The sequence below is a fragment of the Serratia sp. PGPR-27 genome, assembly GCF_022678525.1.
GTDB lineage: Bacteria > Pseudomonadota > Gammaproteobacteria > Enterobacterales > Enterobacteriaceae > Serratia > Serratia nematodiphila.
On the sequence record NZ_JALBYS010000008.1, the window covers coordinates 1 to 18,940 of the forward strand.

Below are 18,940 nucleotides of genomic sequence, written 5' to 3' on the forward strand. Positions count from 1 at the left end.
TTATGACCTGATGTATATCGACGATCTGGGGGCTTACAAGTCTAAAGCCATCACCGCACACTAACCTGAAAGAACAACAATGAAGCTGAATAAAAAAGTCCTCTCGCTGCTGACCGCCTCTTCATTCTTGTTGCCGGATACGGCCTGGGCGGTGACGTTCGATACTTCGCTGTTGGCCGGCGAATCGCGCGATTCCGATCTTTCGCGTTTTTACCTCAACAATGACATGCCTGCCGGCCGGCAGGAGATCGATGTGTATGTCAATCATGACTGGAAAGGGCGCTACACGCTGCTGTTTGGCACGCAACGCGACGATATTCAAATTGCCTACCAGGATGCGCAGCGGTTGGGCATCGATCTGAGTCAATTGCCGACACCTCAGGCGCCCCAGACGACGCTGTCGATCGCCTCGCTGGTACAGGGCGGGCGGTTCGATATGGACGTTGGCGCGCTGAGCCTGCGGTTGACGGTGCCGCAGGCGCGGGTCAACCGATCGGAAGCAGGGTACGTGGATCCGGCTTTCTGGAATCGTGGCATCTCCGCGTTGACGCTGGCCTACAACGCGACCTACTACCACGCCGAGGCGCGCGGCGAAGGCAATCGCAGCAACAATGACGATTTTTATACCGGGCTGGAGTCCGGGATCAATCTGGCCGGCTGGCAATTTCGCGACAGCAGCAGCTTTCGCCACGGCAGCGGGCGGGGGAGCCAGTGGCAGAACAACACGCGTTATCTGCAGCGCGGGTTCGCCGACATCAAATCCAACCTGACCGCCGGTGATTTTTATTCGCCGGGGGAGCTGTTCGACTCGGTACGCATTCGCGGGGTGGCGCTGGCGTCGGATATCAGCATGCGGCCCAACTCGCAGCAGGGTTTTTCACCGATTGTGCGTGGCGTGGCGCAATCCAACGCCCTGGTGAAAGTGGTGCAGAACGGCAACGTGATCTACCAGGAAAACGTGCCGCCGGGCGCCTTTACCCTCGACAGCATTCAGCCGACCGGTTCGGCGGGCGATCTGTGGGTGACGGTCAAAGAGGCTGACGGGCGCGAGCAGTCGTTCAGCGTGCCGTTTTCAGCCGTACCCAACATGTTGAAACAGGGTGTCAGCCAATACAGCGTACTGGCCGGCAAGGTAAACGAAAGCAATACCGATTACGGACCCGGCTTTGTACAGGGCACCCTGCAGTACGGTTTCAACAATCTGGTAACGGGTTATGCCGGCAGCATTTTGAGCGACGACTATCAGGCCTGGCTGCTCGGCAGCGGCTGGAACCTGCCGATAGGGGCGGTGTCCATTGATCTGACGCATGCCGATACTCGCCTGAAAAACCGCCGTGAAAGCGGGCAGAGCTTCCGTATCGCCTACAGTAAATTTCTCGATGTCACCGCGACCAACTTCACGCTGGCTGCCTATCGCTATTCCACCCGCGGTTACTACAGCTTTACCGACGCCATTTACTCCAATGACGGCTATCGCCAGCTGGAGCGTCAGTTTGATCGCTGGCGCGACGAGGAGGGCGTGTCCGAACTGGATATGAACACCTGGGATGCGCTGCGTTCGGCTCGGCCGAAAAATACCTTTACGCTCAACCTGAACCAGCGTCTTAACGAAGGATGGGGCACGCTGTTCTTCTCCGGCTCCCAGCGTGATTACTGGACGGCCAATGCGAAAAGCCGCGAATACCAGCTGGGGTACTCCAACAATCTGGGGCGCGTCAGCTACTCCGTTTCAGCCAGCCGGGTGCGCAATAGCCAGCGTGAGGAAGAGACGCGCTATTACCTGTCGTTCAGCCTGCCGCTGTCGGTGTTCGATAACAACGCCTACCTCAGCACCGGCCTGTCTGCGACAGACTCCCACTATCAGCAAAGCACGGTCAGCCTGAGCGGCAATGCGCTGGAGTCCAACCGCCTGAGCTACTCACTGAGCGGCAGCAATCGCAGCGGCGGTGACAATATGGCCAGCGTCAATGCGGCCTATCGCGCCCGCGCCTCGACGCTGGGCGTCTCCTACAGCGAAGGCAACGATTATCGTCAGAGCGGCCTCAGTGCGCGCGGCAGCCTGGTGGCGATCCCCTGGCATCTGCTGGCGTCGAACGAGATCGGCAACACCATGACGGTGGTCGAGGCGCCGCAGGCCGAAGGGCTGATGGTCAACGGCGACGAAAGCATCGTGACCAATGCGCAGGGTTTGGCGCTGGTGCCTTATGCCACGCCGTACCGGCAAAACTCGGTCACGCTATCGGATACCGGCCACAGCAGCGGGGCGGAAATCAGCGGCAACGTCGCCAACCATGTGCCTTACTACGGCGCGGTCAGCTACCTGAAATTCGAGACCGATCAACGTCGGCCATTCCAGCTGCGGGCGCAGCGCGCTGATGGTGCGCCGCTGCCGTTCGGCGCCGAAGTGATGGATGAAAACGATCGGTCGGTAGGTTTTGTCGGCCAGGCCAGCGTGTTGTACCTGCGCGCCGAACAGCCGCCAACGGCGTTGACGGTGCAATTGCGCAACGGCAGTTGCCACATCGCCAGACCGAATCTGGCGCTGGATGCGTCGCCCGGCGTTTGCCGTTAATACAGGATAACCGAATCTATGATCAGGCTGATTTTTTTGCTGCTGCTGTCCGGGTTGTTCAGCGGCTATAGCTATGCTTCCTGCTATGGCAAGGGAGCGGAGTTTGCGTCCCCGATTTTTGTTGATCTCTCCGATAAGCTGAGCGCCAATATGCCGGTCTGGGAGGCGCAATATAATACCCAGTACACCGGCACATTTAACTGCAGCAAGTCCAAAAGCAACTTTTCCTACACCATCAAGCTTTCGCCGAAAGATTCGCAGGCCGCGATTTTCGGTTTTAACAACGGTCAACAGTGGATCCGAGCGGAAATCACCAACAAGATAAGCGACAGAACGTTGAGAGGGCGCGGGGAACACTCCGCGTCAGAGTTAAACTCGCCGATGACCATTCGTTATTCGCTGGTGCAAAAAACCAAGGATGGGCGGGTGGTACCGGGCGATACCTTGATGCTCGATGACGTTTTACTGGTGAGCGATGTGACCGGTATCGGCATTCTGGAATTGCCGTTCTGGTTGTTGGAGCAAGTGGGGAAACTGCTCACCTGGTTGCTTACCGGCAACTGGCCTTATGACGATCGCGACATGTACGGCCAGCCGATGAACATCAAATACGCGCCTAAAACCACCACCTGTCGTTTCGACAATGCCGGCCTGACGGTCAGGTTGCCCAAAATGGGCGTGGCGCAGGTGCTGAATAACAATCAACCCGGCTACACGCCGTTCTCGCTGAACATCAGCTGCCAGAACATGCAGCAGGAAGGCATCGCCGATCGCGCCGTTGAGATGTTCCTGTCCAGCAATAACCTGCTGGCCTCCGACGCCAGCGTGTTGATCAATGCCAATGCGGGCGGTGCGCAAGGGGTGGGGCTGCGCCTGGTCAAGCGCGACATGCCGAGCTCGCCGGTGGTATTGTCGCCTTCCAACGTCGATCGCGGCAGCGCCACCTCGCTGTTTCATGTCGCCGCCGGCGGCAGCCTGAACAGTCATTTCATCATCGGCATGGGCGCTTATTATTACCCTTATCAGCGCGATGGCGTCACGCAGGGGGAACTCAACACCTCGGCCACGTTGAACATTATTTATCCCTGATGAATGGGGAGGCAAAAAAACCGGCAGCTGCCGCTGCCGGAGAGGGTTATTGATAAGTCATTGCGTTGGCGTGCAGCTTGTTATTGCCTACGATCGCGATGATTTTGTAGTAACGGGCACCGGTCTTGTCGGTTTTGTCTGCCAACATCTTTTCCGCATCGCTCAGATTCGCGGCACCGCTAACGGTAATCACTTGGCGCGGCGTCAGGGCGTCCGCCTGTTGACTATTGATTTGCGTTGCCGCGATTGTTGCGCCTGAAAAGACAAAAGCGCCCAGCAGCATCGTTTTAAACATGACGTTCTTCATGATGTTCTCCTCAATCGCAATACGCTTGTTCTTTGCTATGGTTGAATCTTTTTGTTTCGTTATGCTAAAGGATAAGCAGCGGGGTGCCGGCGCGGTAGTGCCTGAAAGCGTAATGCATCGTTTCCAAACTGGAAACGATAAGGAGGGGGCATGCAGGATTTGAACGATCTTCAACTGTTTGCTTTGGTGGTGAGACATGGTGGTTTCGCCGCCGCGGAGCGGGCGAGCGGCGAGGCCAAATCCAAACTCAGCAAACGCGTGGCTCGTCTGGAGGCGAGTTACGGTGCGCGGTTAATCGAACGTTCGACGCGCAGTTTCCGCGTCACGGATATTGGCCGCGATGTGTATCGGCAGTGTGAGGCGATTATCGAGCGATTGGAGGCGGCCGATGCCATTGTCGCCCGTGCGCGTGCCGAAGTGAGCGGCTGCCTGCGCATCAGTTCACCGCCCGGTTTGATGCAGTATTATAATTCCCATCTGCTGTTGGATTTTATGGCGCGTTATCCGGACGTGCGCGTGCAACTGTTGATCCATGAGCGCCATGTGGATCTGATCAATGAAAAGATCGATGTGGCGTTTCGCATTACGAGCCATTTCGACCAGGATCAATCATTGATTAAACGCGATCTTGGCGTGCGGCAACGCATTTTGGTCGCCGGCGCGCAGCTGGTGGAGAAAGCCGGCGGCTTGCCGCAGTCGTTCGAACAGCTGGCCAGTTTGCCGACGTTGTCGATGGGAGAATGGCTGGATCGCGATCGCTGGGAATTCGAGGACAATGCAGGCAATCAACGTACGTTCGTACATGTACCCCGGATGTGTTGCGGGGATTACAGTACGTTGCATAGTGCGGCGATTGCCGGGATCGGCGTAGCGTTTTTGCCGATCCATTTGTGTGCCAACGAATTGCGGACGGGTCAACTGCTGCGCCTGCTGCCGCAGTGGCGTGCGCCGAACAGCATTGTTCACCTGGTGTTCACCAGCGGCAAAGGCCTGTTGCCGCCGGTGCGGGCATTTATCGATCACAGCGTCGCGGTATTCGCCGAAGCCAATCGCCGCCTTTCCATGATGCCGGTTGCCTAGCCGCTTATCATTGCCCATCCGGGTGTTCGAAAATATGCGCGCCGGCCCCTTGCCGGCCCAATATATCGTTCGGGTTGCGCAGCGGGCAGTCGGTGAGCGACAGGCAGCCGCAGCCGATGCAGCTGTCGAGATGGTCGCGCAGCACCGTTAGCCGTTGAATACGCTCATCCAGCGTTTTGCGCCAGGCGGAGGACAGCACTCCCCATTGTTCTGAGGTCAGCTTGCTGCCGATGGGGAAGCGGCTTAGTGCGGCGCGGATTTCTTCCAGCGGAAGGCCCGCGCGCTGCGCGATCTTGATCACCGCGATATAGCGTAATACCACCGACGGATAACGCCGCTGATTGCCGGCGTTGCGCGTCGCCTGAATCAACCCTTTACTCTCGTAGAAGTGCAGTGCGGATACCGCCACGCCGCTGCGTTTCACCACTTCCCCGACGGTCAATAGCCGATTGGCGTCAATCGGTTCATTTCTTGCCATTTTATCTTTCCTCAACTTGACCTCAAGTTAACCTGAGGTTTTATAGTTCAGCCTGCCGGGCTTGGCAACCGGCATCTCTCAAGACCTGCCCCCGTCTTATCGGGGAGAAGGATGGCTCGGCTGTAAAATCAGGAAGAAACCGTTATGCAACGCTTTATCAACACCGCTCTGGACAGTTATTGGCTTTGGCTGCTCGCACGTCTGTGCTTGATGGTGATTTTCATCTCGTCGGGGCTCGCCAAGCTGTTCGACATCGAAGGGAGCCTGGCGGAGATGCGCGCCGCCGGTTTGCATCCGGCCTGGCTGTTCAACCTGGCGTCGGCGTCGGTGCTGCTGACAGGTTCGGTATTGATCTTGCTGAACCGCTGGGTGTGGCTGGGCGCCGGCATGCTGTCGGCGTTCCTGATCCTGACTATCGCGATCGTACACACCTTCTGGAATATGTCCGCTCCCAACATGCAGATCTCCCTCTACTTCGCGCTGGAACACATCACGGTGATCGGCGGGCTGTGGGTGACGGCCATCGCCAGCCGTTTGCGTCAACGGCTGGCCAACACGCGTGAGGCTGCATGATGAAACGATATCTCATTATTGCCGCGTTGCTGGCGGCGCTCGCCGTCGCTGCGGTAGCGATGCGATCCACCGCGCGGCAAAGCGAAGGCGCGCCGGCCTATCCGCCGGTGAAAGTGGCGCTGGCGCCCGCACTGCGTGAACAGGCGGCGCGCAGTTACGCCGGCGTAGGCGAGCTGGAGGCGGCCAGCCAGGTGGAAGTGGCGGCAGAGACCAGCGGCCGCATCACGCGCATCCTGTTCGAATCCGGCCAAACGGTACGGCAGGGGCAACTGCTGGTGCAGCTCAACGATGCGGTCGAGCAGGCTGAGCTGGTGCGCCTGCAGGCGCAGCTGCGCAATGCCGATCTGCTGCTGACGCGCATGCGCAAGCTGATGAACCTCAACGCCACCGCGCGGCAGCAGTTGGACGATGCGCTGGCTGAACGGGATATGGCGCTCGGTGCGGTGCAGGAAACGCAGGCCAAAATCGCGCAAAAGGCGATCCGCGCGCCGTTCTCCGGCGTCATCGGCATTCGTCGCGTGCATGAAGGGCAATACCTCAACGCCGCCGAGGCGGTGGCCAACCTGGTGGATGCCGATACGCTGCGCGTCAATTTCTCGCTGGACGAACAAAGCAGCGCCGGACTGGCGTTGGGGCAGGCGGTGTCGGTGCAGGTCGGCGCCTATCCCGAGCGCGCTTTCCCCGCCGTTATTACCGCTATCGACCCGATGATCGGCAAATCCCGCACCGTGCAGGTGCAGGCGACGTTGACTAACCGCCAGGGATTGCTGAAGGCCGGCATGTACGCCGGCATTCGCGTCACGCAGCAACAGCGCGTGGCGGTGCTGACGGTGCCGGAAACGGCGCTGACCTATACGGCGTACGGCGATACCGTGTTCGTCGCGCAACAGGGTGAAAAGGGCATGACGGTCAAGCGCGTCTCGGTCACCGTGGGTGAGCGCAACGACGGGCGCGTCGAGATCGTCAGCGGCCTGCAGGAAGGCGACCGGGTGGTGACTTCGGGCCAGCTCAAGCTGAGCGACGGCATGGCGGCCGAGCTGGTAGCGCAGGATGCTCTGAACGCCGCCCAGACCGGTTCCTGAGGAGAGACCGATGACATTTACCGATCTGTTCGTGCGCCGGCCGGTGCTGGCGCTGGTGGTCAGCACGCTGATTCTGCTGTTCGGCGCGCTGGCGCTCAGCAAACTGCCGATCCGCCAATACCCGCTGCTGGAAAACTCTACCATCACCATCAGCACCGACTATCCCGGCGCGTCGTCCGAGCTGATGCAGGGCTTTGTTACGCAGCCGATCGCCCAGGCGGTGTCCTCCGTCGAGGGCGTTGACTACCTTTCTTCCTCCTCGGTGCAGGGGCGCAGCGTGGTGACGGTGCGCATGGCGCTGAACCGCGACTCCACCCAGGCGCTGACCGAAGTGATGGCCAAGGTCAACCAGGTGCGCTATAAGCTGCCGGAGCAGGCTTACGATCCGGTGATTGAGCGTTCCGCCGGTGAAGCCACCGCCGTGGCCTATGTCGGTTTTTCCAGTAAAACGCTGTCCACGCCGGCGCTGAGCGAATACCTGACGCGGGTGGTGGAACCGATGTTCACCACCATCGACGGCGTCGCCAAGGTTGAAGTGTTCGGCGGGCAAAAAATGGCGATGCGCCTGTGGCTGGACAGCGATCGGCTGGCCGGCCGCGGTCTGACCGCTGCCGACGTGGCCGATGCGGTGCGGCGCAACAACTACCAGGCGGCGCCGGGCAAGGTGAAAGGGCAGTATGTGGTTGCCAACGTGCGGGTGAATACCGATCTCACCAGCGTAGAGGAGTTTCGCAATCTGGTGGTGCGCAACGACGGCAACGGTCTGGTGCGCTTGAAAGACGTCGGCACCGTGGAGCTGGGCGCCGCAGCCACGGAAACCAGCGCCTTGATGGATGGCGAACCGGCGGTGTTCCTTGGCGTCTTCCCTACGCCGACCGGCAACCCGCTGGTGATCGTCGACGGCATTCGCCACCTGATGCCGGCGATCGACAAGATGCAGCCGCCGGGCGTGAAGATGGCGCTGGCGTTCGAGACCGCGCGCTTTATTCAGGCCTCGATCGATGAGGTGGTGCATACCCTGCTCGAAGCGCTGGTGATCGTTGTGGCGGTGATCTACCTGTGTCTGGGGTCGCTGCGCACCGTGTTGATCCCGGTGGTGACCATTCCGCTGTCGATACTTGGCGCCGCCGGGCTGATGCTGGCCTTCGGCTTCAGCGTCAATTTGCTGACGCTGCTGGCGATGGTCCTGGCGATCGGTTTGGTGGTGGACGACGCCATCGTGGTGGTGGAGAACGTGCATCGCCATATCGAAGAGGGGAAAACGCCGCTGGCGGCGGCGATGATCGGCGCACGCGAGGTGGCCGGGCCGGTGATCGCCATGACCCTGACGCTGGCCGCGGTCTATGCGCCGATCGGCCTGATGGGCGGGCTGACCGGCGCGCTGTTTCGCGAATTCGCGCTGACGCTGGCCGGGGCGGTGGTGGTGTCCGGCGTGGTGGCGCTGACGCTGTCGCCGGTGATGAGTTCGCTCCTGCTGCCGGCCAAACAGAGCGAAGGGCGCGTGGCGCACGCCGCCGAGTGGTTCTTCGGCGGCCTGACGCGGCGCTATGCGCGCGCGCTGGATTTCTCGCTGCATCACCGTTGGCTGACCGGCACGCTGGCGCTGCTGGTGATGATCAGCCTGCCGCTATTGTACCTGATGCCGCAGCGCGAGCTGGCGCCGACCGAGGATCAGGCCATCGTACTGACCGCCATCAAGGCGCCGCAGCAGGCCAACCTGAACTATGTCGAACGCTTTGCCTACAAGCTGGACGAGGTTTACAACCGCATGCCGGAAACCGAAAGCCGCTGGATCATCAACGGCAGCGACGGCACGGCGTCCGGCATCGGCGGCATCAACCTGACGCTGTGGCAGGCGCGCCAGCGCTCGGCGTCGGCGGTGCAGGCCGATCTGCAACGGGCGGTGAACGATGTTGAAGGCACCAGCATTTTCGCCTTCCAGCTGCCCGCCTTGCCAGGCTCCACCGGGGGGCTGCCGGTGCAGATGGTGCTGCGTACGCCGCAGGACTACCCGCAGCTGTACCGCACCCTGGAGGAGGTGAAACAGAACGCCAGAAACAGCGGCCTGTTTATGGTGGTGGACAGCGATTTGGACTACAACAACCCGCTGGCGGAGGTGCACATCGATCGCGCCAAGGCCAACAGTCTGGGGATACGCATGAGCGACATCGGTGAATCGTTGGCGGTGCTGGTGGGAGAGAACTACCTCAACCGCTTCGGGATGGACGGGCGCGCTTATGACGTTATCCCGCAGAGCCTGCGCGAACAACGGCTGACGCCGCAGGCGCTGGCGCGGCAATATGTTCGCGCCCAAGACAATACGCTGGTGCCGCTCTCCACCGTGGTATCGGTGGCCGTTAAGGTCGAACCGAACAAGCTGACCCAGTTCAACCAGCAGAACGCCGCCACCCTGCAGGCGATTCCCGCGCCCGGCGTTTCGATGGGCGAAGCGGTGGCTTTCCTCGAACGGCAGGCCAATGCGCTGCCGGCCGAATTTAGCCACGACTGGCAGGGGGATTCGCGCCAATACACCCAGGAGGGCAGCGCGCTGGCGTTCGCGTTCCTGGCGGCGTTGGTGATCATTTACCTGGTGCTGGCGGCGCAGTACGAGAGCCTGAAAGATCCGCTGATTATCCTCATCACCGTGCCGCTGTCGATCTGCGGCGCCTTGCTGCCGCTGGCGCTGGGCTACGCCACGATGAATATCTATACCCAGGTCGGTCTGGTGACCCTGATCGGGCTCATCAGCAAGCACGGCATTCTGATGGTGGAGTTCGCCAACGAGCTGCAGATGCATCAGGGGCTGACGCGGCGCGCCGCGATTTTGCAGGCGGCGCAAATTCGTCTGCGGCCGGTTCTGATGACCACCGGGGCGATGGTGTTCGGTTTGATCCCGCTGCTGTTCGCCAGCGGCGCCGGGGCTGCCAGTCGCTTCGGCCTGGGGCTGGTGATCGTCTCCGGCATGCTGGTGGGCACGCTGTTTACCCTGTTTGTGTTGCCGACGGTGTATACGCTGTTGGCGCGTGATCACGCGGTAGCCTCACCTCGTCAGCGTGAGTTGGCCGCCGCGCAAAAGGCGCTGACGGAATAATCCGCCGGCGCCCGCGTGAAGAATAAACCCGCTTCGGCGGGTTTTTTCGTCAGTTTTTGCAGCCCATCAACTCCGGCAGAACGCCCGGTTTGCTCTTCAGCGAAGCCTGCACGTCGTCCGGCAGACCGGCCCAGATGATCAGGCCGGTGCGTTTCTCGATCTCGTCCACCGTCACGCGGAATTGGCAGAAATCGGCGCCCTTCGGCGTGTTCTGGTCGAACAGGAAGGCGGCATAGTGGTTCACCGCCGGGCTGTTGTTGATGAAAATCACCTTCCAGTAGGCGCTGGGGATGGTGTGCGCTTTCTGGGTGCCCGGCAGTTTGCCCATATCGCGCTCATACAGCGGCCCGGTCACGGTATAGACCGAGGAGATATCGGCGCGATCGATCAGCTTGCGTTCCTGATCTTCCAGCCGCGCCCAGGCGCCCTGGTTCAGATCGGACTTTTGCGGCGTGATGTTGGACAGGTAGTTCAACGATTCCCAGTCGGAGACGCCCGCCAGCGAGGCCAGCGGCGCCTGATGACCGCGATCGACCTTCAGCGCGGCGTTGGCGCCGGTGTAATCGGCGGGCGCCAACGTGTCCGCCGGGTTGAGCGCCGGATCGGTTTTCCAGTTGCGCGTCTTGCCGCTGGCCGGCGTGTCTTTGGTGATGTGATAGGCCACCCAGTTGGCGAACTTGGTGGTGCTGTTGTTGTTCAACGTATAAGCATGACGCACGATAGACACGTTGCTACTGCCGCCGGTCGGGCAGCCGACCGCGCAGTTGTCGATGGATTCGAGCGTGTCGGCCGACGCCTGCGCGGCGAACAGCAGGGCGGCCAAGGCCAACATCTTGTTGTTAAAGCGCATATTCATATCCTCAATAAGTTAAAAAACACTGTATATATTTACAGTAAATTAAACTTATCGCAGTGAAACGAATACAACAATGCAACATATTCATGTTGTGAATGTGTCAGTCATGGTACAGCCAGGCCACACGTTAAATACGGCGGAAATAAAAACGGCGTCCAACAGACGCCGTTTCAAAGGGGGTTATTCCAGCAGGTCGTTGACCGTGCGGCGAACGTAGTGCGTCATCTGCGCCAGATCGCCCGGTGACACCGGGCCGCCGCCGGCGCGTACCACTTGCTGTTCGATCTGGGCGATTTCCTGTTCGACCTTGTTGGCGATCTGCACTTTGACTATCTTGTCCACCGAAGACAGCAGCACCTTCAAGACGACTTTCAGCGCGATGTTTTCGCAGAACGAGTCGTAGTGATGAACCGGCGGCGGCGGGGCCGGCTCGGGCGCGCGCGGAGCCAGAGCCTTGAAGCTGTCTACATTTTCAATAATAAGATCCATGTCTCTTATTAGTTCATCAAAATCTTTAGACACTGACTTATTCCCTTCGCTGTGCGCAAAAAACAGAACGCCCGTCCTCGGGCTGAAAGCGGATGAGCGACGGGCAGAACGAATTCGGGCCTGGCCTTCAGACGTTGAATGGCCGGGGGAGGGGCATTCTAACCTTGCGGCGGGTCGGCAACAAGATGGGGCCGTGCGAATGCGCGGCCCTTTGGATCACGAGGCTGGAGGGCGCTTAACTTTTCAGCTTGGCGGTGATTTTGGCCACGTGTTCGCCCTGATAACAGGCAATGGTCAGCTCTTCGTTGCTCGGCTGCCGCGAACCGTCGGCGCCGGCGATGGTGGTGGCGCCATACGGGGTGCCGCCGCGCACCTGTGAAACGTCAAACAGCTCCTGCGTCGCATAGCCGATCGGCACGATGATGAAACCGTGGTGTGCCAGCGTGGTCCAGGTCGAACTGATGGTCTGTTCCTGGCCACCGCCGGTGCCGGTGGAGGAGAAGACGCTGCCTACCTTGCCGTACAGCGCGCCGGAAGCCCACAGGCCGCCGGTCTGATCGAGGAAGGTGCGCATTTGCCCGGCCATGTTGCCGAAGCGGGTCGGCGTGCCGAAAATAATGCCGTCATAGTCCGCCAGCTCTTGCGGGGTGGCGACCGGCGCCTGCTGGTGTTGCTTGCCCCCGGCCTTGGCGAAGGCTTCCGGCGTCATGGTTTCCGGCACGCGTTTGACCGTCACGTCCACGTTATCGACCCGATTCGCCCCTTCGGCCACCGCCTGCGCCAGGCGTTCGATGTGGCCGTACATTGAGTAATAAAGCACCAACAGTTTCGTCATGTTCCGTACTCCCGCTCAGATGATTAACAAAAACCCCTGATAAGCATAGAAGCGAATGACGAACTTGGCGTTACGACGTTACCTGATGCCGGCGATCGCCAGCAGGGCGCCAAAGGCGATCAGCAGCCCGCCAAAGGTACGATCGATGCCGCGGCGCAAACGTAAAAAGCGCGCATTGACGCCCGGTGCGGAAAATAGCAGCGCGACGGCGGCAAACCAGAAGATATGGACGGCGGCGATAAAAAGACCATAGCCGATTTGCACGCCGAGCGGGGTGTGCGGAGAAACCACCTGCATGAACAGGCTGACGATGAAGATGGTGGTTTTCGGGTTTAACGCGTTGGTGAAAAAACCGGTTTTCAAGGCGGCGAAATCGCTGATGGCCGCCGGCGCTGTTGTGGGGGCTGCGTCATGATGCGCCGCGTTGCGCAGCAGCGTAATGCCGAGGTAGATCAGGTAGGCGGCACCGATGGCTTTAAGCAGGTTAAACAACCAGGGCGACTGTTGAATCAACACGCCGACGCCAATCAGCGTATAGCTGACATGGACCAGCACCCCGGCGCCAATGCCGCAGGCGGTCAAGACGCCGGCGCGGCGCGAAAGCAACAGGCTATTGCGCGAGACCATGGCAAAGTCCGGCCCCGGGCTTATCACGGCGAGTAAAGTAATGGTGACGACAGCGATGAGTTCAGTCATAGTTATCCTTGCGGTGTTTATCAATAGAGTGACTGATTTATAAGAGTAATTTTTCTCGGTGACAAACGATGAATAGTGACAGTATCGGTGAGAAAAACTCACGCAAAACCGGCAGGCCGTTGCCGTTGGGCGGGCTGCGTTGCTTCGAGGCCGCCGCGCGGCTGGAAAGTTTTACGCAGGCGGCGCAGGGGCTGAATTTGACGCACGGCGCCGTCAGCCGGGCGGTGCGGGCGCTGGAAGAGGAACTGGGCGTGGCGTTGTTTGAGCGCCGCCATCGGCGGGTTCTGCTCACGGCGGCGGGGCGCAAGCTGTTTCAGGCGACGCAGCAGGCATTCGGCATTCTGGATCATACCGCGCTGGAACTGCGCCAGCAGGCGCTCGACGCGCCGCTGGTCTTGTCCTGTGAACCGACCTTGTTGATGCGTTGGCTGATCCCGCGCCTGCCGGCTTTTCAGCAGGCGCACCCGGATATCAACTTACAGCTGGTGGCCGGTGGCGGGCCGTTTTCGTTCCATGACGGCATTACGGCGGCGATCAGGCGCAATGACTTCGATTGGGGAAAGCAGGTGCATAGCCTGGCGCTGTTCAGTGAAAAGGTTGGGCCGGTGTGCCAACCCGAGGCGTTGGCAAGGATGACGATCGCCGAGGGCAGCCTGCGGAGTTTGCGGCCCGGCACTAAACTGCTGCATTCCGCCACCCGGCCGGATGCCTGGCGGCACTGGGCGCAGCAGCAGGGGATGACGTTGGCAGGACATTCGGAGCAGCGCTTTGATCATTTCTATTTCAGCCTGCAGGCGGCGGTCGCCGGTCTTGGCATCGCGATCGGCCCGTGGTTGCAAGTGCGAGACGATCTGGCCGCCGGTTTGTTGAGTGCGCCGTTCGGTTTTACGCCCGACGGCAGCGGCTATTACCTGCTGTCGCCGCAGGCGATCGTGCCGGGCAGCGCGTTGGCCCGGCTGGCCGAGTGGCTAACGCTCACGGCAGACGCCTGAGTTTTTGCGCCAGCCGCTGTTCCTGCCAGCGGCTGAAGACGTTGCGCAGCAGCAGAGTGCGCACCGCCCGCATGACCAGCGCGAGGCTCATGCCGCCGATCGCCCACAGCGACCAGAGATAGTGCGGGTGGGTAAACCAATTAATGGCGAACAACATCACGCCAATCACGGCGAAACGCACCGCCATGCTCAGCAGTTTGCCTTCTGCCGCGACCTGGCTACGAAGGCGCTGTTCGTCAGGCTCCTCCTCCTCCATTGTCTGTTGCGGCTGTGCGTTGAGATCGCGGACCTGCACGCCCAGCGCGGCGGCGATTGCGGTCAAGGTTTCCAGGCTGGCCTGTTCGCCGTTTTCAATCCGCTGTACGGTGCGGGTGCTGAGGCCGGCGATGGTCGCCAGCTGCTCCTGCGACCAGCCTTTTTCCAGACGTAACGGCCTGATGCGGTACTTTTGCATGATGCACTCCCGAGTTCGCTGTCACTGTCATCCAGTGTAGGAGGCGCGGGGTGGCGGCGCCACGACAGCGGCACGACAGCGACACGACATCCGCCGCCGGCGCGGGCTGGCGGGCAGTCAGAAGGCGACGTTGCGAATAAAGCGCAGCGGGAGATCGCCGTGGTTGGCGTAAGCGTATCGTTGATCGCTGTTGAAGGTTTGCGCAGCGCCGGCGCTGAGCGTCAGCGTGCCTTGTTCCAGTTCCAACGTCAGGGTGCCGGCAATCACGTAGATCATTTCACTCCAGCCTTCGGCGTCCGGCGCCGAGTCATAGCGCTCGCCCGGCATCAGCGTCCATTCCCACAGCTCGGCCCGTTGGCGCGCCGGCACGCTGGCGGCGAACAGCGCCTGGCTGCCCGGCTGTGCGCCTTGCCAGGCCAACTCTCCCACCAGGTGGCTGCCGCGCGCTTCCGGCGCCTGAATCAGATCGGTAAAGGAAATCGCCAGGGCGGCGGCAATCTTGTCGAGCACCGCCAGGCTGACGTTGCGATCGCCGGCCTCGATGCCCGCCAGCATGCGGCGGCTGACGCCGGAAAGCTCGGCCAGCGCCATTTGGCTCAGGCCCGCCTGTTGGCGGTAGCCGCGCAGATTGCTGCTCAGGTACTGCAGCACTTTGGGGGGATCGGTTTTCGCGTTATGCGCCGTATTGCTCATCGCCGGACTTTATCTCATACTGGCAGGATCTGTGCATTATATTGCACTCAGCAGGAAGGGCAAGCCGGTGTCAGCAGCAAAAAAATCCTTTATTTCCGCCGTGGTTCCGCAGATCAGGCTGCCGGAAGCGGTGTTGATTTTCATCACTATGATCTGGGGCGGCACCTTTTTGGCGGTGCACCACGCGATGCAAGTCAGCGGGCCGTTCTTTTTTGTCGGCCTGCGTTTCGCCACCGCCACGCTGGCGTTGACGCTGTTTTCGCTGCGCGTGCTGCGCGGCCTGACCCTGTATGAACTGAAGGCGGGCTGCTGATCGGGCTGGCGATCATGTTCGGCTACAGCATGCAAACTGTCGGCCTGCAGACCATCACCAGCAGCCAATCGGCGTTCATCACCGCCATGTACGTGCCGATCGTGCCGCTGTTGCAATGGCTGGTGCTGGGGCGGTTCCCCGGCATCATGTCGTGGATCGGTATTCTGCTGGCCTTTACCGGCCTGATGCTGCTGGCGGCGCCGAGCAGCACCGACATGACGCTGAGCCTCGGCGAAATTCTGACGCTGGCCGGCACGCTGGGCATGGCGGCAGAGATCATCCTCATCGGCGCTTTCGCCGGCAAGGTGAATATCCGCCGGGTGACCATCGTGCAGCTGGCGACCGCCTCGCTGGCCTCATTTTTGATGATGGCGCCGACCGGCGAGTCGCCGCCGCCGTATTCGGATTACCTGCTGTACAGCGCCATAGGGCTGGGGCTGGCCAGCGCGTTGATTCAGCTGACCATGAACTGGGCGCAGCGCAGCGTTTCACCCACGCGCGCTACGGTGATCTACGCCGGTGAACCGGTCTGGGCGGGCATCGTCGGGCGGCTCGCCGGTGAGCGTTTACCGGGCGTGGCGCTATTGGGGGGCGCGTTGATCGTGATTGGGGTGGTGGTCAGCGAGCTGCGCGTGCGGCGCAAGGATAAAGCGGCGGTGGCGACGGAAGCGGATTAGCCCAGAGGCGTAAAAAGAAAGGGGCGGAGAGAGCCGCCCCTTTTTGCATCACGCGGTTTTCTTCTTGCGCAGAAACACGTAAGACAGGCCGAGCACGATGAACCACAGCGGGGTGACGATCAGCGCCTGGCGGGTGTCTTCGCGCAGCGACAGCAGCACCAGCACGAACACGAAGAACGCCATGCACACCCAGCACATCAGTTTGCCGGCAGGCATTTTGTAGATCGATTTCTGGTGCAGCGCCGGGCGTCGTTTACGGTAGACCAGGTACGAGCACAGAATGATGGTCCAGACGAACATGAACAGAATCGCCGATACGGTGGTCACCAGAGTGAAGACCGTCATCACGTTCGGGATCAGGTAAATCAGCACCACGCCGCCCAGCAGGCAGATACAGGAGAAGGTGAGGCCGTTGGCCGGTACCGCGCGCTTGGACAGGTTGGCGAACGATTTCGGCGCGTCGCCTTCCTGCGCCAGCCCGAACAGCATGCGGCTGGTGGAGAACACGCCGCTGTTGGCGGAGGAGGCGGCGGAGGTCAGCACCACGAAGTTGATTACGCTGGCCGCGGCCGGCAGGCCGATCAGCACGAACAGTTCAACGAACGGGCTCTTGTCAGGCACCACGGAGTTCCATGGCGTCACCGACATGATAACGATCAGGGCGAACACGTAGAACATGATGATGCGGATCGGAATCGAGTTGATGGCGCGCGGCAACGACTTCTCCGGATCCTTGGTTTCCGCGGCGGTGGTGCCCACCAGTTCAATGCCGACGAAGGCGAATACCGCGATCTGGAAGCCGGCGAAGAAGCCGCTGATGCCTTTCGGGAACATGCCGCCGTCATTCCACAGATGGGTGAATGAGGCCACGGTGCCGGTCGGCGACTGGAACTGCATGGCGATCATCACCAGCCCGGCGACAATCAGCCCAACGATGGCGACGATTTTAATCATCGCAAACCAAAACTCCATTTCGCCGAACATTTTCACCGTCGCCAGATTAAGGCCGAGCAGCAACAGCACGCACAGCAGTGAAGCGATCCACTGCGACAGCTCGGGGAACCAGAACTGAGCGTAGGCGGTGATCGCCACGACGTCGGCGATGCCGGTGACCACCCAGCAGAACCAGTAGGTCCAGCCGGTGAAGAAACCGGCCCACGGGCCGAGCAGATCCGCGGCGAAATCGCTGAACGATTTGTATTCCAGATTGGACAGCAGCAGCTCGCCCATGGCGCGCATCACGAAGAACAGCATAAAGCCGATGATCATGTACACGAAGATGATCGAGGGGCCGGCCAGGCTGATGGTTTTACCGGAGCCCATAAACAGACCGGTGCCGATGGCGCCGCCGATGGCGATCAGTTGAATATGTCGGTTAGTGAGGTTTCGCCGTAGATGATCTTCTGAAGCGGGCGTCGCGTCAGTCGCTATTTTAGAGTGATCTACCATCTGATGATGTCCTGTTTTACCTGTCATTAGTGAAGTCGTGAGCTCTGAAGTGGCTATTTTTTATACATTTATCCGGTTGATCCGGCTTTAGTAAGGTAGTGCAATAACGCCACCTTTGTGCAACATGTTTACAACATTTATACGCGGGATAAAAGTCGATCACTCTTTACACGGAGGAGGCAAATCGGACGTTCAGGGAGCGGAAGATTACTCTTCAAAAGAGGGGATTAACAGACCTTATGCGGCTTATCTCGTTGATTAAACAAAGGGTTGTAAAATTCACATGAGAAAAAGTAATGAGTGTAAGCGTTTGACAGCGCCGCCGACGAGGAGGACAATTTACCGCGTTGGGTCGTTAGCTCAGTCGGTAGAGCCGTTGACTCTTAATCAATGGGTCACAGGTTCGAACCCTGTACGACCCACCAACCAAATCAGCGTGTTACGCTCAGGCTTTTCTCTGCTTGTTTCCTCATTGCGCCGTTTTAAGCGCGCTTTTTGCAAAAAAATTCGCATTTTTCGACTGATGTTCAGAAAGGTGATCTGGCGCAAACTGCGGTGTCGCACCGCAGTTTATACGGCAAGAGAGGCTGTGCGCTGGCGCAACCTCGGCGGAGGGGAAAGCCATTTGCCCAAGAATCTTTCAGGTCAGGAAACGGGGAATAAATGCGCCGCCGACATCAAGAGCAGCGCCCAGACGGCGGCCGAGAGCGCGGCGGTGGCATAGACGCGCCGCGCCGGCAGTTGCAGCATGCCGGCCATCAGCGGCACGGTGTAACGCATCACCGCCAGAAAACGCGAGGCGAACAGCAGCGGCAGCCCGCGCTTTTGCAAGGCGCTTTGCGCTTTGCGTAGCGGAGCGTGAAAGCGTGCCGGCAGCCGGCGGCCAAGATCTCGGCGGTGCAGCCGTGCGCCGCAGTGGAACGACAAGATTGATCCCAACGCGGCGCCGAGGGCGATGGCCGCCCAAACCGCGCTGAGGGGCAGCGCATGCTTGCCTGCAACGATGCCCATCAGCAGCGTCACCGAGGCGGGCGGCAGGGCGGAAGACACCACGATCATCGATTTTCCCAGCGCGAACAGGAAAATCAGCAGCAGCAACATCTCCGGTTCCGGACTGTATTTGGCGATAATGTGCGTCAATTCATCCATTTAACACCTGCGAGCGAGAGGGCTGAGTGCCAGTGTCCCATCCGCAGGTTCAATAAGGGTTAAAT

General features: G+C 60.3%; 17 protein-coding genes, 1 tRNA gene and 1 pseudogene. 9 read left to right on the forward strand and 10 right to left on the reverse strand.

Annotated features, from left to right (window positions below; all coding sequences use genetic code 11):
* The first annotated feature begins 79 nt into the window (after positions 1 to 79).
* On the forward strand, positions 80 to 2,572 hold the full coding sequence (locus tag MMS95_RS06315; protein ID WP_242141494.1) for a fimbria/pilus outer membrane usher protein: 2,493 nt from the start codon (positions 80 to 82) through the stop codon (positions 2,570 to 2,572).
* 18 nt (positions 2,573 to 2,590) lie between these two features.
* Positions 2,591 to 3,661, forward strand: a complete 1,071-nt coding sequence (locus MMS95_RS06320) for a fimbrial protein (RefSeq protein WP_242141495.1) — start codon at positions 2,591 to 2,593, stop codon at positions 3,659 to 3,661.
* 46 nt (positions 3,662 to 3,707) lie between these two features.
* Here the strand turns inward: MMS95_RS06320 and MMS95_RS06325 are convergent, their stop codons facing one another.
* Complete coding sequence (locus MMS95_RS06325) at positions 3,708 to 3,968, reverse strand: DUF1471 domain-containing protein (protein ID WP_033633414.1); 261 nt, start codon at positions 3,966 to 3,968, stop codon at positions 3,708 to 3,710.
* A 150-nt stretch (positions 3,969 to 4,118) separates the two neighbouring features.
* Here MMS95_RS06325 and MMS95_RS06330 point away from each other — a divergent pair, with 150 nt between their 5' ends.
* Complete coding sequence (locus MMS95_RS06330) at positions 4,119 to 5,048, forward strand: LysR substrate-binding domain-containing protein (protein WP_033633413.1); 930 nt, start codon at positions 4,119 to 4,121, stop codon at positions 5,046 to 5,048.
* A gap of 7 nt (positions 5,049 to 5,055) precedes the next feature.
* Here the strand turns inward: MMS95_RS06330 and soxR are convergent, their stop codons facing one another.
* The gene (soxR, locus tag MMS95_RS06335) at positions 5,056 to 5,526 is read right to left on the reverse strand and encodes a redox-sensitive transcriptional activator SoxR (RefSeq protein ID WP_033633412.1); all 471 of its coding nucleotides are present in this window, start codon (positions 5,524 to 5,526) and stop codon (positions 5,056 to 5,058) included.
* Positions 5,527 to 5,670: 144 nt separating this feature from the next.
* Here soxR and MMS95_RS06340 point away from each other — a divergent pair, with 144 nt between their 5' ends.
* The 3 genes from MMS95_RS06340 to MMS95_RS06350 are packed head-to-tail and all read left to right on the forward strand — an operon-like array spanning position 5,671 to position 10,272.
* Positions 5,671 to 6,099: a DoxX family protein gene (locus MMS95_RS06340; protein WP_033633411.1), complete on the forward strand. Its 429-nt coding sequence runs from the start codon at positions 5,671 to 5,673 to the stop codon at positions 6,097 to 6,099.
* A complete protein-coding gene (locus MMS95_RS06345; RefSeq protein WP_176326062.1) occupies positions 6,096 to 7,181 on the forward strand; it encodes an efflux RND transporter periplasmic adaptor subunit in 1,086 nt (361 codons plus the stop codon). The genes MMS95_RS06340 and MMS95_RS06345 overlap by 4 nt, the downstream gene beginning before the upstream one ends.
* Positions 7,182 to 7,191: 10 nt before the next feature.
* Positions 7,192 to 10,272 carry a MexW/MexI family multidrug efflux RND transporter permease subunit gene (locus MMS95_RS06350; RefSeq protein ID WP_099981999.1) on the forward strand — a complete coding sequence of 1,027 codons (3,081 nt, stop codon included), beginning with the start codon at positions 7,192 to 7,194 and terminating at the stop codon, positions 10,270 to 10,272.
* Positions 10,273 to 10,321: 49 nt separating this feature from the next.
* Here the strand turns inward: MMS95_RS06350 and MMS95_RS06355 are convergent, their stop codons facing one another.
* The 4 genes from MMS95_RS06355 to MMS95_RS06370 all read right to left on the reverse strand — a co-directional run bounded on the left by MMS95_RS06355 (position 10,322) and on the right by MMS95_RS06370 (position 13,148).
* Complete coding sequence (locus tag MMS95_RS06355; RefSeq protein ID WP_015377376.1) at positions 10,322 to 11,122, reverse strand: DNA/RNA non-specific endonuclease; 801 nt, start codon at positions 11,120 to 11,122, stop codon at positions 10,322 to 10,324.
* A 186-nt stretch (positions 11,123 to 11,308) separates the two neighbouring features.
* Positions 11,309 to 11,617 carry a hypothetical protein gene (locus tag MMS95_RS06360; RefSeq protein ID WP_176326067.1) on the reverse strand — a complete coding sequence of 103 codons (309 nt, stop codon included), beginning with the start codon at positions 11,615 to 11,617 and terminating at the stop codon, positions 11,309 to 11,311.
* Positions 11,618 to 11,852: 235 nt separating this feature from the next.
* Positions 11,853 to 12,452 (reverse strand): NAD(P)H:quinone oxidoreductase, encoded by a 600-nt coding sequence (gene wrbA, locus MMS95_RS06365; RefSeq protein WP_242141496.1) that lies wholly within the window; start codon positions 12,450 to 12,452, stop codon positions 11,853 to 11,855.
* Between the two features lie 78 nt (positions 12,453 to 12,530).
* Complete coding sequence (locus tag MMS95_RS06370; protein ID WP_166729785.1) at positions 12,531 to 13,148, reverse strand: LysE family transporter; 618 nt, start codon at positions 13,146 to 13,148, stop codon at positions 12,531 to 12,533.
* A 68-nt stretch (positions 13,149 to 13,216) separates the two neighbouring features.
* Between MMS95_RS06370 and MMS95_RS06375 the strand changes: the two genes are divergently transcribed.
* On the forward strand, positions 13,217 to 14,140 hold the full coding sequence (locus MMS95_RS06375; RefSeq protein ID WP_015377379.1) for a LysR family transcriptional regulator: 924 nt from the start codon (positions 13,217 to 13,219) through the stop codon (positions 14,138 to 14,140).
* On the opposite strand, the gene MMS95_RS06380 is transcribed toward MMS95_RS06375, so the two are convergent.
* Positions 14,124 to 14,594 (reverse strand): helix-turn-helix domain-containing protein, encoded by a 471-nt coding sequence (locus MMS95_RS06380; RefSeq protein ID WP_033633407.1) that lies wholly within the window; start codon positions 14,592 to 14,594, stop codon positions 14,124 to 14,126. The two genes, MMS95_RS06375 and MMS95_RS06380, sit on opposite strands and share 17 nt — an antisense overlap.
* 117 nt (positions 14,595 to 14,711) lie before the next feature.
* Complete coding sequence (locus tag MMS95_RS06385; RefSeq protein WP_015377381.1) at positions 14,712 to 15,287, reverse strand: XRE family transcriptional regulator; 576 nt, start codon at positions 15,285 to 15,287, stop codon at positions 14,712 to 14,714.
* A gap of 67 nt (positions 15,288 to 15,354) precedes the next feature.
* Here MMS95_RS06385 and MMS95_RS06390 point away from each other — a divergent pair.
* Positions 15,355 to 16,277, forward strand: a pseudogene (locus tag MMS95_RS06390) (DMT family transporter).
* 48 nt (positions 16,278 to 16,325) lie between these two features.
* On the opposite strand, the gene cycA reads toward MMS95_RS06390, so the two are convergent.
* Positions 16,326 to 17,726 (reverse strand): D-serine/D-alanine/glycine transporter, encoded by a 1,401-nt coding sequence (cycA, locus tag MMS95_RS06395; protein WP_028128006.1) that lies wholly within the window; start codon positions 17,724 to 17,726, stop codon positions 16,326 to 16,328.
* Positions 17,727 to 18,075: 349 nt separating this feature from the next.
* On the opposite strand from cycA, the gene MMS95_RS06400 reads away from it, so the two are divergent.
* Positions 18,076 to 18,151 (forward strand) — tRNA-Lys (locus tag MMS95_RS06400).
* Positions 18,152 to 18,371: 220 nt separating this feature from the next.
* Here the strand turns inward: MMS95_RS06400 and MMS95_RS06405 are convergent.
* On the reverse strand, positions 18,372 to 18,875 hold the full coding sequence (locus MMS95_RS06405; protein ID WP_156865454.1) for a VTT domain-containing protein: 504 nt from the start codon (positions 18,873 to 18,875) through the stop codon (positions 18,372 to 18,374).
* Positions 18,876 to 18,940: the final 65 nt, after the last annotated feature.